This is a genomic window from Methanospirillum lacunae, from assembly GCF_003173355.1.
GTDB classification, from domain to species: Archaea; Halobacteriota; Methanomicrobia; order Methanomicrobiales; family Methanospirillaceae; genus Methanospirillum; species Methanospirillum lacunae.
In genome coordinates, this window is record NZ_QGMY01000015.1 from 25,769 (window position 1) to 42,873 (window position 17,105).

General features: G+C 41.6%; 13 protein-coding genes and 1 pseudogene. 10 read left to right on the forward strand and 4 right to left on the reverse strand.

Annotated elements, in window-relative coordinates; genetic code table 11:
• Positions 1–139 precede the first annotated feature (139 nt).
• Positions 140–1,933 carry a PAS domain S-box protein gene (locus DK846_RS15190; RefSeq protein ID WP_109969853.1) on the reverse strand — a complete coding sequence of 598 codons (1,794 nt, stop codon included), beginning with the start codon at positions 1,931–1,933 and terminating at the stop codon, positions 140–142.
• Positions 1,934–2,392: 459 nt separating this feature from the next.
• On the opposite strand from DK846_RS15190, the gene DK846_RS15195 reads away from it, so the two are divergent.
• Positions 2,393–3,718 (forward strand): NCS2 family permease, encoded by a 1,326-nt coding sequence (locus tag DK846_RS15195; RefSeq protein WP_109969854.1) that lies wholly within the window; start codon positions 2,393–2,395, stop codon positions 3,716–3,718.
• A 749-nt stretch (positions 3,719–4,467) separates the two neighbouring features.
• Positions 4,468–6,117 carry a histidine kinase N-terminal 7TM domain-containing protein gene (locus tag DK846_RS15200; RefSeq protein ID WP_109969855.1) on the forward strand — a complete coding sequence of 550 codons (1,650 nt, stop codon included), beginning with the start codon at positions 4,468–4,470 and terminating at the stop codon, positions 6,115–6,117.
• An 18-nt stretch (positions 6,118–6,135) separates the two neighbouring features.
• Here DK846_RS15200 and DK846_RS15205 read toward each other — a convergent pair whose 3' ends face one another.
• A complete protein-coding gene (locus tag DK846_RS15205) occupies positions 6,136–7,710 on the reverse strand; it encodes a hypothetical protein (protein ID WP_109969856.1) in 1,575 nt (524 codons plus the stop codon).
• Positions 7,711–8,303: 593 nt separating this feature from the next.
• On the opposite strand from DK846_RS15205, the gene DK846_RS15210 reads away from it, so the two are divergent.
• The 3 genes from DK846_RS15210 to DK846_RS15220 are packed head-to-tail and all read left to right on the forward strand — an operon-like array spanning position 8,304 to position 12,261.
• Entirely contained in the window at positions 8,304–9,050 is a 747-nt protein-coding gene (locus DK846_RS15210) for a tetratricopeptide repeat protein (RefSeq protein WP_181391824.1), read from the forward strand.
• Positions 9,050–11,461, forward strand: a complete 2,412-nt coding sequence (locus DK846_RS15215; RefSeq protein ID WP_109969858.1) for a NosD domain-containing protein — start codon at positions 9,050–9,052, stop codon at positions 11,459–11,461. Before DK846_RS15210 ends, DK846_RS15215 begins: the two co-directional genes overlap by 1 nt.
• Positions 11,458–12,261, forward strand: a complete 804-nt coding sequence (locus DK846_RS15220; RefSeq protein ID WP_109969859.1) for a hypothetical protein — start codon at positions 11,458–11,460, stop codon at positions 12,259–12,261. The genes DK846_RS15215 and DK846_RS15220 overlap by 4 nt, the downstream gene beginning before the upstream one ends.
• A 21-nt stretch (positions 12,262–12,282) precedes the next feature.
• Here the strand turns inward: DK846_RS15220 and DK846_RS15225 are convergent, their stop codons facing one another.
• Together DK846_RS15225 and DK846_RS15230 are read right to left on the reverse strand one after the other, a co-directional pair.
• Positions 12,283–12,549 carry a type II toxin-antitoxin system RelE family toxin gene (locus DK846_RS15225; RefSeq protein ID WP_109969860.1) on the reverse strand — a complete coding sequence of 89 codons (267 nt, stop codon included), beginning with the start codon at positions 12,547–12,549 and terminating at the stop codon, positions 12,283–12,285.
• The gene (locus tag DK846_RS15230) at positions 12,549–12,800 is read right to left on the reverse strand and encodes a DUF7557 family protein (protein ID WP_245926575.1); all 252 of its coding nucleotides are present in this window, start codon (positions 12,798–12,800) and stop codon (positions 12,549–12,551) included. Before DK846_RS15230 ends, DK846_RS15225 begins: the two co-directional genes overlap by 1 nt.
• A 414-nt stretch (positions 12,801–13,214) precedes the next feature.
• Between DK846_RS15230 and DK846_RS15235 the strand changes: the two genes are divergently transcribed.
• From DK846_RS15235 to DK846_RS15255, 5 genes and pseudogenes are all read left to right on the forward strand, one after another.
• On the forward strand, positions 13,215–13,718 hold the full coding sequence (locus DK846_RS15235; protein WP_109969862.1) for a hypothetical protein: 504 nt from the start codon (positions 13,215–13,217) through the stop codon (positions 13,716–13,718).
• A 16-nt stretch (positions 13,719–13,734) separates the two neighbouring features.
• Positions 13,735–14,265, forward strand: a complete 531-nt coding sequence (locus tag DK846_RS15240) for a hypothetical protein (RefSeq protein WP_109969863.1) — start codon at positions 13,735–13,737, stop codon at positions 14,263–14,265.
• Between the two features lie 186 nt (positions 14,266–14,451).
• Positions 14,452–14,676 (forward strand): hypothetical protein, encoded by a 225-nt coding sequence (locus tag DK846_RS15245; RefSeq protein WP_109969864.1) that lies wholly within the window; start codon positions 14,452–14,454, stop codon positions 14,674–14,676.
• 138 nt (positions 14,677–14,814) lie between these two features.
• On the forward strand, positions 14,815–15,243 hold the full coding sequence (locus DK846_RS15250; RefSeq protein ID WP_146201248.1) for a hypothetical protein: 429 nt from the start codon (positions 14,815–14,817) through the stop codon (positions 15,241–15,243).
• Positions 15,240–17,105: pseudogene (locus DK846_RS15255) on the forward strand (hypothetical protein); the annotation flags it as partial. The gene DK846_RS15250 and the pseudogene DK846_RS15255, both read left to right, overlap by 4 nt.

The following is a 17,105-nucleotide window of genomic DNA, read 5'->3' on the forward strand; positions in this document are numbered from 1 at the left end:
GCCGTATACTGACGTGATGATTGGCCTGAATACCTGGGTGCTGGAGTAAATTATCCCGGAACAGTGAATATACCTGAACAATAATCCTTAATTCTTGGTTACATAACCGAGAAATCTGCTGTTGATCTCGAATTTAGGATTATTTCTTGAATTCAACACTTATCCCGTAGTGTTTTTGCAGGAAACGGATAGTTTTTTCTGATTCGACCCATCTTTTATCCAGATTATTGATGATATCATCAATATCCTTCACACAGCGATTGACAGGCTCTTCAATCTCCGGAGCATGCATATCAACGAGTGATGCGATAATAGCAAGAGGATTTCGGATTTTATCATTTAAATATGCCAGTTCAACCAGATTCTTTTCCAGCTGGATGAGAAGGTTTCTTCGCTCCGTCTCTAATGTTTTTTGTTCGGTTACGTCTATGGCGATACCAATCGTACCTGTGATCTTTTCTTTTGCATCACGAATCGGAGATGCATAGAGCAGGAACGTCCTGTCATGGTAATATCCTTCTATGGTTGAAACCTCTCCCTGTAATGCTTTTATATGAGCATCCAAAAGGCTAGCATCAATAGATTGAAAGATATCCTTTATGTTATGGCCAATTCCCGTATTCGGGGAGAGACCCATCTTTGCCAGCACAGCACCAAAGATACTCTTCACGTTCAGGTCGGCATCTGTTGTTATAACAAGACCCGGGATATGATCTACAATTATTTTGAGTTTCTTTTCATTCTCAAAGAGGACATGTTCCTGCTCAACGAGTTTTTCATAATTCTGTCTGAGTTCTTCTTCTGTTGAGATTATCTCCTCATATGCTGCAGCGATATCATCATTCTTCTTTAATAATTCGCGTTCTGCTTTTTTCCTGTCAGTAATATCTGTCAGATATATTCTCGCAGTATGATACTGGTTTGTAACATAGATATATTCAATAAAAATCCTATCTTCAATATTTATTTCCCGATAATATGTCGTTTCTATACTATTGTGAATGGCATCCAATATCTCATTGAGATCATCAGGAATAAACCGGTAAATGTCATCAGTTCCTGTCAGATCCTGAATGACCTTCACTGTTGAGTCATTACACAGCGTAATGGTTCCTGATTCATTTATTTCAAATATCGGATTTGGGTTTAATTCAATAAATGAGGCTAGGGATTTTAATTTTTCTTCATATTGCATAAGTTGGGTTACATCGAAAGGAATTGATAACATGTAGGGAGAATTATCTATGGAAATTATCCGGGCCGAAAAGAGGATATCTCTCACGGCCTTATCTTTCCTTTTCATTTTTACAGGTACCAGGTAGCATGAACCTTCACGTTTTAACAGGTTCATTATCTTGATCCTTTGATTTATATCGACCCAGAAGTCCAGGTCAATCGCACTTTTTCCGATTACTTCTTCGCGGGTATATCCCCACCATTTGTTGAAGTGTGCATTTACTTCGTAAAATGTACCTGTTGTGAGGTCTGATATTGCAATACCTTCAGGAATCAGATCAAATATGGTCTTAAATAACCGTTCTGATTGTTCAGAGCGGTCAATGGTTGAAACGAGTTCTGAAATGCCCTTACATATCCAAATTCTTCCAATGCACTCGTGATTTGTATTTGTTATCGGCCTGGAATCAAGGTTAACAACATGTCCATCAGGAAACCTGAGATCCATCGACCCGGTCCAGGAGGGTTCTGATCTGATTCTTGTCAAGGTACTCAGGAGAGGTTCTGTTTCAACACGACTTTCAGAAAGAGATTGGATAAATTCATTAAAATGTGGACACGTCCAATCTACAGAAATATTGAAGTATTGTTTCCATGCCTTGTTGCATGAGAGGACAGAGAGGTTGTTATCAGTGATTAGCACCCCCTCGGTGAATGATTCATAACCGAAAATGAAAATATCATTCTGTTCTGACATAATTACCTGAATTCACTGAATATGTAGACATATGCCCACACAGGTATTAGAATATTAGCTCAAAATAATCATCTGTTACTGGATTATGAAGATATTTAGTATTAAATAAAAGAGAGGGACACCTGACTGAATTGAATATCCGGTACCACTGAATTGATGAAAATATGAGTAGTCGGGGATTTTAAACAGGTTATGAGTCCTGGTCACTGAGAATATTGGTCTTGGATCAGCATTACGATGATCTAGGGTCCACTCGGTACTATCTCCTGTTAATTATTGGCTACATGATGTTTCTGATGATATGTATTGATGGGATTCCTCGATACTTCTCACAAACAAAAACTCAGATCGAAATTCTAATCAGTGTCAGAGATTGAAGGTGGATTATACCACTGATCCTGTTCTAATAGGGCATTTTCCTGTGTGCTCACATGAGCGGATATCCCAATATCTTAAATTATGTCCAATGCCGTGATATCGTATATTGATACAATTTTTGGTATTGCTGCCAAAGGGAGCAATATCAGGACCGAGATACTGGCTGGTCTGACAACCTATCTCTCAATGTGTTATATCATTGTAGTAAATCCGACCATTCTTGTAGTGGCCGGTGTCCCTTTTGAGGATGCATTCTGGGCAACTATTATTTCAGCATGTGCCGGTACCCTTATTATTGGGCTATATGCCAATCGTCCGTATGTCATAGCTCCCATTGTGAGTCAGAGCACCCTCGTTTCCTATGTTCTCTGTGGGGTTCTCCATTACCCATGGCAGAGTGTCCTTGGAGCGAGTCTTATTGCCGGGTTCCTCTTCTCTCTCTTCGTCATTTCTGGTTATTGGGAGATTTTTATCCTGAGTATTCCAGGTACCATCAGTCGTTCCTGTACACGAGGCATCGGGTTCTTTATCGCTTTTCTTGGATCATCCAATTCCGGAATCATTCTTGTTGGAGTTATGACGGTTTCGTCCCCATATCTTCGTGATATTCAGCCATATAATCTCTTTGTGCTGTTAGCCGGGATTACTGTGATTGGGTGTATGATGATCAGAAAGAGAAACGGAGCTCTTATCTGTGGTATCCTTACCTGTGCCATACTCTCTTATGCCCTTGGAATAGAAGACCTGCCAACTGCAATATTTGCGGCTCCTCCGGCATTTCCTGGTTTTCAATTTCATCCTGATATTGAAGCTGCCCTTACCCCCACAATGGTACCGGTTGTAGCAGTGCTCTTCCTGTTCACGTTGTTTGACTCGATTGCATCAATCCTCGGCCTGTCAAGCCTGATTCATCGTGATGGATATCCTGAGAAAAGTACGGAACTTCGCAAGTCATTTCTCACCACTGGCATCTCAATGATGATCTCTTCTCTTGTCGGATGTTCCACTTCAGCGATATTTATTGAATCTGTTGCCGGTGTTCAGGAAGGAGGAAAAACCGGACTTGTGGCCGTGGTCGCAGCCGTACTTATCGCAGCCTCCCTTTTCTGTCTCCCTCTTGTGACTGCATTCCCAAATGTTGCTACCTCTGCCGTTCTGCTTGTGATCGGACTTCTTATGCTCGCACAATTCAGAATATTGTCTTTATCCAGCCGCGAAGAGATGCTGACAGCATTTGTTCTGATGGTCACCATGAGCATCACTCAGAATATCGGCCTCGGTCTGAGCATAGGGATTATCGTTTACCCGGTATTCATGCTTGCAGCTGGAAAACTGGCAGAGATTCCAAAAGCATTCTGGGCTCTCGTTGTATTTGCTGCGATATTTCTCATGATTTTTCCATACTGAAGAGATACTCAATATGAGAACTGCGTTTATGATGGTGGTGTTCGGTAGGGTGGCTGATGTTATCTCGTGTCAGTAAAAAAAATCCGAATGTTCAGTCTGTGCAGCATGAAAAATCCAGGAACTGAAGTTGTCACATTTTTGTTTCCTGTCCTGAAATGCGGAGCAAAGCCTGTCGGTCTATTATTATCGGAAAGTGAGTTCTCAAAAAAATAAATCGGCGCGATTTTTGAATTAGTGAATAATCTCTCCTGTAAAAGGAGTCGAAGTTATGAACACTGAAATCTCTCGTTTCAGTTTTTGTCAAAAAAAGCCCGATTTATAAAGAATGCCTGCATTAATGCTGGATACATTTTAGAATCTGATAAAAAGTTAAGAACTGATGTCATAAGAGACCGAGTAAGAACGATGCGTAAACTTGTGAAGCGATAAAACCCATGTATCTGGAGAAAATGAAAAAACTGCAGGTTTTAAAAATCCTTTGATTATCACCCATCTCTTCAGCAACCCAATAGTACTGTTATTTTTCGATTGATTATTCAATTTAGGGGTAAAGCCAGTTACATAATGCGCATTCAACTGATCTGACATAAAAATCCAAAATATATGTTTTTTCTCTCTTCTTCGTCAACATGGAGTTGGATACATTTCAATAAACTCCCCTATGGGAAAAATCATTTTACTCATATATTGGATTTACCTGGAGAATAATTTCATAAAATTAATTAATCCTCATCCTAACCGTATTATGGATGACACTACCCTGGTTTCTTGTTCTATTAAATCTGGGATGTGGAGTGTTCTTTTTCTATGTAACCTTGTTTGCATATAAAAAGAAAGATAACGGCGGTTATTCTGTACTATGGGTTACATTCTTCCTATATTCTCTTATATGCCTCACAATTGGCATTGATAACATTAGTTATGTGTTCCCGACACTCTGGAAACAATCAGCCCCTTTTTTAATGATTAATACGACCTGTTATTTTTTGCTTCCAATAACCTGGTTCCTGTTTTGTATGAATTATTTAGGGAAGCAAGAATTTCTAACAATAAACGTTCTCGCTTTGTTACTGTTCACCCCATTGTTTTTAAGGTTTTTCAGAATTATTTCCTTTATAGATCCTTCCCTTGGATATTCTTACGATCAGTTTCTGACTGATTTTAATTATATCTATGATATTATGAGGTACGGGTACCTCTATGGCCTCCCTATTATCGGAGAGGCATATTTGCTGAAACGATTTCTATCTGTATCAAATATCTTTAAGGCACAGATCATTTTTCTCGTTGCTGGTTCAAGCATAGTCTTGATTACTGAACTAATTGTTGATAGCAATATATTCCCATGGTTTGAACCTCTTGGTCTTGATATTATTATTTCAGGATTTCTCATTTCATATGGAATTCTTAGGTATGATATTCTTCAGTATTCTCCAATTTTCAGGGAGAACTTTTTTGACATTCTGAACTCAGGGCTGATTGTTCTCAATAAAAATTTAAAAATAATTGATGTAAATCCCATTGCAGAGAAATTAATGAATGTCCCACTCGATGAATCGTTTGGCAGACATCCTTCAGAAATTCCATCGCTAAACCCTAAACTGCAAAATATCCTTGAGTCACCTGAAAAAATATCTGATCAGATCCTCACCCTTTCAGGTGATGGCATACGAGGGTACAGTGTATCGGCAAAATGGATAAAGAATAAAATAGGGACAGAAGGTGCCTATCTGGTTGTTCTCACTGATATTACAAATACCATCAATCTTGAAAAGCAGGTCCACGATGCACATATTCAATTAATAAAAGAAAAAGAGAAACGACAACAAAATCAAAGATACAAGGAATTTTTCCTCTCAAACAGGGATCCAATACTGATTATATCAAATAATACTATCATCGAATGCAATCCTGTTGCACTGGAGGTATTTAGTGAATTCTGCGATAGAATTATTGGGATGGATCCAACACTCCTTTCTGCAAATAACCAGAGAAATATTGATGATATCACGGAAAAATTCAGATATTACTTAACTCTTGCCGAAAATGACAATCAGGTTGATTTTTCCTGGGTATTTCAATCTGGAAATAGAATAATAGATGCTCAGGTTAGATTGAGCCATATTGAATATGATAATCAGGTTATGATAGAAATGAGTATCAGAGAAAACTCTGACATCTTTTTGCAATTACAAAATGAATCTGAAAAAAACCGATATCTCATGAGTATTCTCACAGAAGAAGCACATCTTTGGAATGAAATATCAAAAGTTGTGCATTCTGATTCAGACCTGATCAATCTTACCCTTGAGGGTTTGGATCCAATAATATCAAAAGCAACCAGAAATTTAGATCAGGCAAGCAGGTACTGCCTGAGCGATAAGGTGGATGAACAATAAATCAAGACCTGATTTCTGTTATAACCCTCGATCTTTCAGATACTGAATGAGTGATCCAGGCAGTGATTCGGCAACAAAAATAAAGAAATCCTGTATAGATGCACTTCTGTTTTTAACGAGGTGCCATATAAGTGGGACGGCGTGACTGGTATCCTGGATACCAAGTTCGTGATTATTAATGTCAGACAAATCTCCCTCATTCTCAATGAGCTTCATCATGGCTTCTGATATTTCATGGTTAAAAATATCCTGTATTGATGGATTTGACATGAGAGCCATCCGGTATGATTTAAAAATTTCTTCACCAGTCTGATTTAGATCAATAATCGTCCCACACCTGTTCGTTATCATAACTGGAATCTTTTGCATATCCATTACCATAAAAAGAATATTTTTCATGTGGTTTTCATTCATGGTATGGATTTTCTCTTCTTTTGTCTTCTGAGAGAGTAAATTGTATATTTCCTTGTAATGTGATTGATAATTGTTTATATTCTCCTGTAACGCTCTGTTTTTTTCTTCAAACAAACCAGCTGCAAAAAACAGATGCGAGATTAAATGAAGCAACTTTGAAAAAACTTCTGGTTGAATATTCTCAGTTTTTACTCCTATTACAAAAATTTCCGCTAATTTTTCATTTTGTAACAATCCAATAAGGAAGACCGAGTAAAATTGGAAAATGTCTCGTATATTTTCCAGTTCCTGTTGATTCAAAACATTTTCCAGGAAAACAGAAATATCTTCAAAAAGGTATGGTTTACCGGTTTTGTACCGCATGAGGGTGAGCGGAGGTATCTGAAAGGGTGTTTTCTGGAGAAAATCAATGAGATAGTGTACCCTCTGGAGCCTTGAATGTGGTAATAATATCTTTGTTATGTGTCCGGATAGTTCAGATTCATCAATCCTGATGGTACATACAATATTTTCAGGGTAGGTATTGTGGATTATTTCTGCTATAAGCGAAGATATTTCTTCAGGAGGTTTCTGGACAATCTTTGTAAGATTGTCAAGCATGCTCTCCAAAGTCTTGCAGAGGGTATTTATGTTCTGATCTGTTTTAACTTCTCCATGATGAGCCTGGATTACTATAAGAATGCCTCTCATCTCTCCATTAAAACTAATTTGTAAACAAGAATACCGTTCGTATCCGTTTTTTGTATCGTATATTTTCTTTTCTCCTTCAATTTGTGAATTCATTATTTGAAGGAGATCTTCCTGTCTGAAAGGAAGAGTCAGGTTGTCTGTAATTTCAAAGTAGTTATTTCCTAATATTTTCGTAAGTTCAACTCGGTTTTTTTCCAGGAATGCTTCACTGGCTTCAATAATACGAAACTCGTTGTCCAGAATGAGCCAGGGGTCAGTAAGCACTTCCAGAAGAGGATGGATTGATGATCTTACCTTGAGTGAATATATTTTCGATGAACCCTTCTGGGTACAGGTAATGATTCCATCATTGTGAAGATCCTGTGAGATCTGAGCAACTTTATTTCGGTGAATGCAACTCTTTCTTGATATCTCTGATATGGACAATCCCTGGAGATTGTTTTTAAATACAGACATAATAAGCACAATCTCTTCATCTGATATTTTCATTTCATTCTCCGGATGTCAGATTTATGATTTGTCGAAAGAATGTATCCTAAACAGATATTCCACACCTGTTTCTATCGGCGGTTTTAGTTTTCACCCATAAACAGATCGTGTTTTAATCATCAACTGGCTATTACCATGTGAAAATGCAACATCATCTGCACAATGTAGGGAATACTAAAAATTTGGCCGTCCCATTTTTATTTTATCAGGCACATATTCTTGCAGATCCAGGTGTGTTGCATTTTTCACCTCGTTATGATAATTAATTCAAATTTGGATGCTAGTTTCAATTCTACTTTGATTATCAACCAGAATATTATCTGAAATAATAATGCATCACCTAATGGTTAATTTATGAATAAATCATCATTTCGATTTTATTTTTCTAAGAATCTAAAGTAAATTAATAAAAAGGCTTATTTTATCGTATGTGTTGCACTTTAAAACTTTTTTTTTAATTTGGAATATTTAATGTTTTATTTAATTTTTAAAATTTTTAATAATTAAGATATTTGGTTTTTATAACTGGTCTTTTGCCATCCGGGTAATTTCTCATTCTTTTTTTTGTTGCACTCATAAAGATGGTTTTTCACATGAATGGAAAGATTAGTTCGATCAGATGGGTGTTCATTCTTTTACTGACTACAATAATGATATCCACCGGAGTTGCAGATCCCGGGGGTGATTTTTATGCAGCTGGTGATTATCCTGCATCTATTGCATGGTATGAGCAGGCTCTTCGTGGGTCGACAGGACCAGACCAGGTGCCTATTCTCAACAATATTGGAACCGGCTATATGGCTCTTCACCAGCAGGAAAAAGCTTTCAATTATTACTCACGTGCTGTGGAAATTGATCCTACATATGGCCGTGGGTGGATAAATCTGGGGGTCACTCAGGAAAAACTAGGCAGACCTGATGATGCACTCCAGAGTTATGACCGTGTTTCAGCTGTAAACCCAGAAATTTTTGCAGAAGCAATGGTTAAAAAGGGGACTCTTCTATCCTCTCGGGGAAAGTTAACAGATGCTCTTTTCGCATTTCGCCAGGGTGAAGCAGGAGCAAGAGGACAGGTTCTTGTCGACCTCTATACGGGCATTGGGGCCATAGAGTTCATGCAAAAGAATTTAGACGCCGCTGAAACGAATTTTCAAAAAGCAATAGATGAAGATCAACAGGGAGCTGCTCTTGCATGGACAAACCTTGGTGTGCTCAAAATTTCCAAGGGAGAGTATACTGATGCAAAGCATGCTTTTGAGACTGCTATTCTTCATGATAAGGCTGGGAAAACAAATGCTGTAGTTTATCTGAAAAAAATTCAGGCAATGGGGGTGGCATAATGAACTATCGCATCATTTTATCGATATGTGTAGTTCTTTTTGGTGTGTGCATCCCCGGGATTTTAGCTGATGGAAATTCTACCAATTCTGGTGATATGACGGTCACATCTCCAGATATGCAACTTTCCTCCGAGCCCTCAACAGAGCAAAAACCAACTCAAACCATAACTGTAGAACCTACGGTGACGATGACTATAGAACCTACATCGACGCAGACCGGTGAAGAAACAATAACGCCTGAGGTTACTTCAACTGTCACTATTGAACCTACCTCTACACAGACTGGTGAAGAAACATTAACGCCTGAACCAACTCCAACCGTCACTGTAAAACCTACTGATACGAGTGCATATTCTCCTGATGCGTCTATAGAGACACCTAATACAAATTTGACTACAAATTCCAATGATTCAATTGGATCATCTGAAACAAATAGTTCGACTAAAGACGAAACCTCAGAACAAACATCAGGAAAACAGAATACATCCCAATTAGGTACTCCGGTGATGACCTCGTTTTCTTCATCTTCTGAAGAGGAGGAGAATTCTCAAGTCGTCACCCTGGGGACAGTGATAGTTAGCAGCAGTGGATCTTCGAATGTCATTTCAATCAACCAGACTGGTGGAATTGCAGGCAATGCCGGGTATACCTGGACTTCTTCAGATTCATACATCATTTCAAGCCCTGGTTCCTATCGACTTGATGAAGATATTTCTACATCTGCCACGTATGCGATTCAAATCGTTGCTTCTGATGTTTCTCTTGATGGGAATGGTCATGCCATTACTGGTGATGGATGGTCAGGAACCGCTGGAGTAGAAGTTAATTCCGGAGCTAATAATGTAGTAATCGAAAATATCGGATTGGTATCAGGATATTATTTTGGTACTGGTATTGAATCAGGGGCTGATGATACCACGATTCGCAATAACAGTATTAGTGAGAGTTTCCGTGCAATCCATACTACCGGCTTAAATTCTACAATCGACGAGAATTCAATAGATGGTGGTGGATATTACGGGTGGGGAGCAAAAGGAATAGAAACATCGGGAAATTATGCAAAGACCACCAATAATTCAATAACCGGGACTGCAATGGGTATAGAATCCCATGGGAAAGGTGCTGCCATCTCTAACAATACTATTGATCAGAACTATGACACCGGGATCTATTCAGCCAGTGGCACGACAAATACACAGACCATCATATCAAACAATTCTATTAGTGGTACTGGCGGAGCAAATAATGGAATTGACTCAGAAGCTGACAATACGAGTATTCTAAATAATGTTGTAAAAGGATATTCGGTTGGGACACTAAATTCTGGCACTGGTATTAATTCAGAGGGAACTAATTCAGTTATTGAAGGAAATAATGTTTCCGATAATGTTCAAGGAATAGCCACAACCGGAAATAATGTCATAATAAGTCAGAATACGGTCTATGATAACTCTGGCGACGGAATTTCATTAGGGTCTGGAGATAATAGAACAATTACCAAAAATACAATCACTGAAAATAAAATCGGGATCAATATTTCTGACAATTATAAGTTAACGGATATAAATAGTAATATAATTCGAAACAATGATGAAGGAATTCACATTACCAATGAAGGCGGTGATGGTGATGGATATATTTTCAATAATTATCTTGGTAATGAAGAGAATATTGGAGGAGACGGGGATGCAAGCGTCTTTAAATGGAATGTATACCCGACGTTAATGCCAAATGTAGTTGGTGGTCCGAACTTAGCAGGAAATTACTGGAGTAACAAAACTGAAACCGGGTGGTCTGACCAGCAGGAGCAAAATGAAAATGGATACACTACGACGCCCTATCAGATTGCTACGGAGGTATTTGATTTCGCCCCATTGGTAAAGACAACAACCCCTCCTACTCCAACTACTTCTCCATCGCCAACGCCAACTGTTTCTCCTACTCCCACAATTTCTCCCACACCTACTATAACCTCTACACCCATTCCTCAGTCTGATATTCCTAATCGTATATCCGAACCCTCGTCATCCAACCCCGGGATCCATCTAGGTATAGTGACTGTATCACTCCCACCGGAGACAAAACCCGGAGATGTTGCAGAATTACAACTCACATTAGAGAATTCGGGCTCAACCACTCTCTCCAAGGATGCGAGAATTATTCTGTCTCCAATAAACCCTCTGGCAAAAATAGTAGGTGAACAACCTGCAATATATGAAAACGGAAAGTATCTTCTCACATTTGAGATTCAGATTCCTAAAGATCCTGGCACCTATATTTACATTTTTAATCCTGTGTATTTCGCAAAAGATCCAACAACAGGAGAAGATATCCGTATTCCGATAGGAGATCCTGTTAAGTTCACGGTAACTGTGGGATCGGATGGATCTGTGGTGGTGACTTCTTCATGAGGTGGAGCTATCCTCTTATTCTTCTTATACTAATGGCAGGTGTATCTGCAGACCGGCTCCCACCAGGTATGCCTGAAACCCAGGTCTTTTCTATTGGATCTACTCTCAGTGTAACCGGAATCACTGATCAATCTACACAAATGGATTGGACTTCATCAAGAGGATCTCCGCTTGAAAGCACTACCTTTAACAGTTCGGATCTCATCTCACTCGTTCAGTACCATGACTCGCTTATGGGTAACGGTGGAACTGTTGTTGAAGTAAAAAATTTCGATTTTGGTTCAGGTTCACAGTCTCGTTCGATGTATAACATCGAGAGCGAAAAAGTACTCACATATAACAGCCGCGAAGGTTCACTTCTCCTGGGCTCTGAGACTCTGATGATGGATAATATGGGTAATAGCACGAGTGATTCACTCCCTATCAGGTGTGTTTTCTCAGATCAAAATGCCATTCTGATGCCTGCGTTCTGCAATATTGTCCAGGCAAAAAGTGATCTTATCAACATAAACCAGGCGAAAGTTTCAACCAAGGGCGAGATCAGATCAGCAGGCGGGTTCAGCACTTCAGCGGCTATGAATTACCGGATTGCAGTCACGGCTGACAAGAATGTGCCTGCACATGGCACCGTCAGAACTGAGTTTGCAGGAAGTATCATGGAAGCCCGGGATACGAATCTGTCAGAAAACACCTGGTACAAGACCGCTGCAACTAATTCATGGAAAGATAAAACCGAAGTGGCCGGGGAGGTTAGGAATCTGCAGAAGACGTTCGGGTATGTGTCCGGGATGAGGGTGTGAAAAAAAGATGACATTCGATTACTATTCATAGTTTTCTTTTTTTCCTACTGCTACCACGCAAATAATCAGTCGATCATCCATAATTCGATATGTCAGGCGGTATTCCCCGATTCTCATCCGATATCGTGGTTTATCCGGAGGGCATCCTTTAATCTTCCTTACATTATGGTAATGAAATGGATCACTCGCAAGATTTTCAAGAGCGATCTCAATTCGTATTCGGGTTGTTATGGGTAGTTTGATAAAAGATTTTTCAGCCCGATGGGTGAATTGTACGCGGTACTCCATTAATTCCCCAGGGATTTTCTCACCTGGTCATCACCAAGATCTTTCATAATATCCCGGAGATTACGGACACGACCTGCTTGAATGTCTGCTTCACTAGCCTTGATATCATCACGTTCATCCTGAGTAAGTGGCTCATCATCATATGCAGCATCAACCAGACGATCAATGAGAGCATCAAATGTTTCTCTCGGATGAAGTTTGAGAGCTTGTAGTTTTTCTTTGGTCTCTGACCTGAGTTGAACGGTGGTCATTGCCATAGTGAGTTATAGTGTACTATAACCTGATAATCATATCCACGAATAGAAGATCATCAAAAAGAAAAGGGCTATATTATCCCTTTATCCGAACAGATTCGAGAATCCAAGGAAGTGGAGTGTGAAAAAACTGAAAACCTGAAAAAAACCGGATGGTTCTAAATATTTACTTTCAGACTGTTCCTGGTTTGTATACTTATTTACATTCTTACAACCTGCCAGAGATCTCGGCACATTTCCGGATTGTCTATTCAGGAGATCAGTTCACCTGGTTGCTGAGAAATAATCCTTCAATTCGCTTGGATTCCCCATCAGCCAACGATTTTTCTTTCGTCTGACACCCCGTTAAAATTACTTTTCCCTCCCGGTCGACATTATACATAGCCGTGAAATGCGGCAGGGAATCGAACAATGGCAGACTTTACAACCAAGAGTGTCACCAAGTCAGCTGAGCGGAAACTCAGCTCACCCATCGACACCGTAGCAAACTTCCTGGCACTTGTTCAGGATGTGATCGAGAACAACCCCTGGGGATGCACATCGTATACATCTAACAACCAGACTGTTGCCGGGGTTGTCAGGGGATCTGAACACTACACCGGAAAGATCGTGTATGAGAACGCAGAAGCAAAGACGGTAGGGCAGATATCAGTCCGGGCTCCAACTTCTGCAGCTTTCAACACCGATATCAGCACGATAGTTGCTGCAACAGCAATAAACACCGCAATGGGGGGAACACCGTCACATGACAGTTCTGAAGACTCCTTCAGCTGTGCTCTCAAATGCCACAACGCAAACGGAGAGATCTTCTCTGTCACATTCAAGCGTGACAGTGTTGTGGTATCAGGATACGAAGCAGACAGCATTCTCACCGGGATAGAAACCTGGGCAGATACCGTTGCTCTCCTGGCATAATCTCCAGGAGAGAAGAATGCGATGGAATTATCTGGCAACCGGATCAGTTCTTCTGATCCTTGCCTCTCTTACCGGAGCAGAGTGCCTTGGCACAACCATCAGCACTGACGGAACAGTCCATTTGTTTGGATCTGGTGAGGATGGCAACGGGTCGTTTGTATCCCGGGTTATGACCGTAGGGTCTTCCGAACTCTCCCGGATAATTACCGGTGAAGATTCAGGAACCCTGATGTCAGTTCATGGAACAGGTCCGGTGCTTTTCTCTGATTATACCACAAAAGACCGGGTATCTCCTCCTCCTCTGGCCTGTGTCTTTCTTGTTGACAGAGACAGTTCAGAACGTCGTTCACACATGTCTGCATCAGGTATCCTTGAACGCGGATCATATACCATGAGCCGTGAATCAGAACCGGATCTCCTTGGAGAGAGCCTGATCAACGGGAGCGGGTTCATACTCCTGGAGTCAGGAATTGAAGGAAATATGACATCAGGATCAGAAGACTTTGTATCAGGAAACATGACAGTTCATGATACTGTCAGACTGTGATCAAATCGATATGGTTTTATAGGATCATTTGATTCTTTGAAAGTGAAATCTCACACCTGTGAACAGGAATAAGAGATCCGGGGATGAACCGATGAAAGTCCAGATCCCCCTGATCACTTTCGCACCGTTTACCTAATCTTTAGATACCAGGGTGCTGAATCACCATGTGTCATACGCAATCTGACCATGGCTCAGCACCTCTTCAGGCCAGATAAATCACGAAAATTCCCCGGTGTCGCAGTATTAAAAACAGCGTTCCTCATCAGGAGAATTTCTGTGATCCTGATCGTATCTGATGACCTGAACGCTTCGAATCAGGAGATCCTCGGGCTGAATTCATGGACAATATGCCTGATCCGGTTCAAGAGGAGACGGAGCAGTATGGCATCAGATCAGATGACATGGAGATGATAGTATACTAAAAATTGAAAAACCCCGCACAACACTTCACATTCTTGACCGGACGAGAAGATTGGCGGGGGTAAACTACCTGTATAATCTTAAGAGCGTTTGTATTTTTCTGTCATCATGGGGTCTTGCTCATGGATCGTGACTCTGTTCCCGGCAGATGGATCTCCGGGTCCGGTATCCACGCTCCTTCAGTGGGCTCTATACATCTCTCATTCAGATCAGGGGGTGGTCACGATGGCAGGAACTAGCCTCACTGCCCGGACTATTCTCTTTGATGCAGCAGCAGAACTTGATAAAAATGGTTACGTGTTTATCAGGGTTGCAGGCTCATCACGTCTGTTTGATCTTGTAGCCTGGAACAAAGAAAAGACCCTCTTTATTGCAGTCAGAAGAACCTGCAGCGGTGGAATATCCCGGTTTGCACGCGATGTCAGCCTGCTTGCATCTCTAGTCAAAGAGAGGACCCTGCCCGGGATTGTGCAGATTTGGGTCTTTGCCTCAAAAGAGTGGCAGAGATATCAGATTCTCCCTGGTGGAGCCTTGCTTATCAGAGGAGGGTTTTTATGAATCACCCGACACGTTCAGCCTGCTCTATTCTCTTTGAGCCCGGTCAGACAGTCGAGGTAAGACTGATTGGAAAGCGGGGAACAGCATCCGGGTATTACAACAACTTTGACCGGCTCAGTGCTGATGCAGTCTCGTTTGACAACCGGGGCGAGTATGCAGGGGCTTATGTCACCCTCAACCCGGTGAACCCTAATCTGTTGGCACGTCGTGCCAACAGAATCGAAACCCGGCTCGGCAAAGACGAGAAGTCTGCTGGAGATAATGATATCCTCTCCCGGAGATGGCTTCCGATAGATATCGACCCGGTTCGACCCTCCGGAGTATCCTCGTCAGATTCAGAGCATGCAGCAGCGATAGAGAAAGCAGCACGGATTTCAGCATATCTTACTGATCTCGGATGGCCTGAGCCGGTCATGGCAGACTCAGGCAATGGGGCACACCTGTTATACCGGATAGATCTCCCAAACGATACCGAGTCCCGGGATCTTGTCAGAAGTATTCTTGAGACCCTGGATATTCTCTTTTCAGATGAGTTTTCAACCGTTGATACCTCGGTATACAACGCTGCCAGGATCTGGAAACTGTATGGGACAACCAGCAGAAAGGGAGACAATATTTCTTCACGACCGCACCGGAAAGCAGCGATACTCTCGGTTCCTGATGAACTGGAGATCGTCTGCCTCGATCTCCTATCTTCCCTGGCTACAATGCTACCACAACAGGAGTCAGAACCAGAAAAACCCGATAGTAAAGGCAAAGGCATGGGTCGAAAGACAGAGGGTGCAATAGACCTTGCATCATGGCTTGATCGGAATTCTCTCGGGTACCGTCAGAAGGCATACGCAGGAGGATCGCTCTTTGTACTTGATCAGTGCCCATTCTCATCAGACCATAAAAACGGTGCATATGCTATCCAGTTCTCAAACGGAGCCATCTTTGCCGGATGCCATCATTCTTCATGCGGAGGAGGAACACAACGATGGCCAGAACTCAGGACGATGTTTGAGGGTCCTGAATCATCCCGTACCCGGAGTACCAATAAGACCAACAAGAACTCCGAATCCTCGTCCGTTCCTCTGAAACAGGATGATATTCACGAAGTATCTGATGAGATTTCTAAAACCGCATCAGCAATTCTTCGAGGTGGCGATCCCCTCGCGTACATGCTTGAGACCTTTGCACTCGATCATATCGGAGACCCGGTAGTGGCCGAATGCCTGGTGATGTCTCTTGCATCCAGGAAGGTGATAAATGCCCGGGGTCTGCATGTCTCGGTGACCGGGGAATCAGGTAAAGGGAAATCCCATGCCTTTGAGACGATGATGAACCAGGTACCCCTGGAGTTCAGGCTTGAAGGCAGGATGAGTGAGAAGGCCCTCTTCTACATCAAGGGAATGCAGCCGGGAAGTGTGATTGCTCTTGATGATGTTGCACTCTCCGACCAGATGCAGGAGATCCTCAAAGGTGTCACAACCTCGTTTCGTCGTCCGTTTACATACCGAACTGTGAGCAAGGACCGGGTAGGTGAGACCTGCATTATCCCTGAAAGGTGTGTCTGGTGGATTGCCAAGGTTGATGGGACAGGAGACGATCAAGTCTGGAACAGGATGCTGACCTGCTGGATTGATGATTCAGAAGAGCAGGATGCAGCGGTTCTTGAGAGAACTCTTTCTGAGGCTGAAGGACTCAGGCCGGACAGGATAGATATCAGGGATGAGGCTCTGGTATGCCAGGAGATATGGAGACAGATATCACCTGCCTGGGTTGTTGTTCCATTTGCAAAGAAGATAAGATTTTCATCGGCACTGAACCGGAGAAATCCTGATATGGTGCTCGATCTCGTGAAGGCTCATGCAACGCTC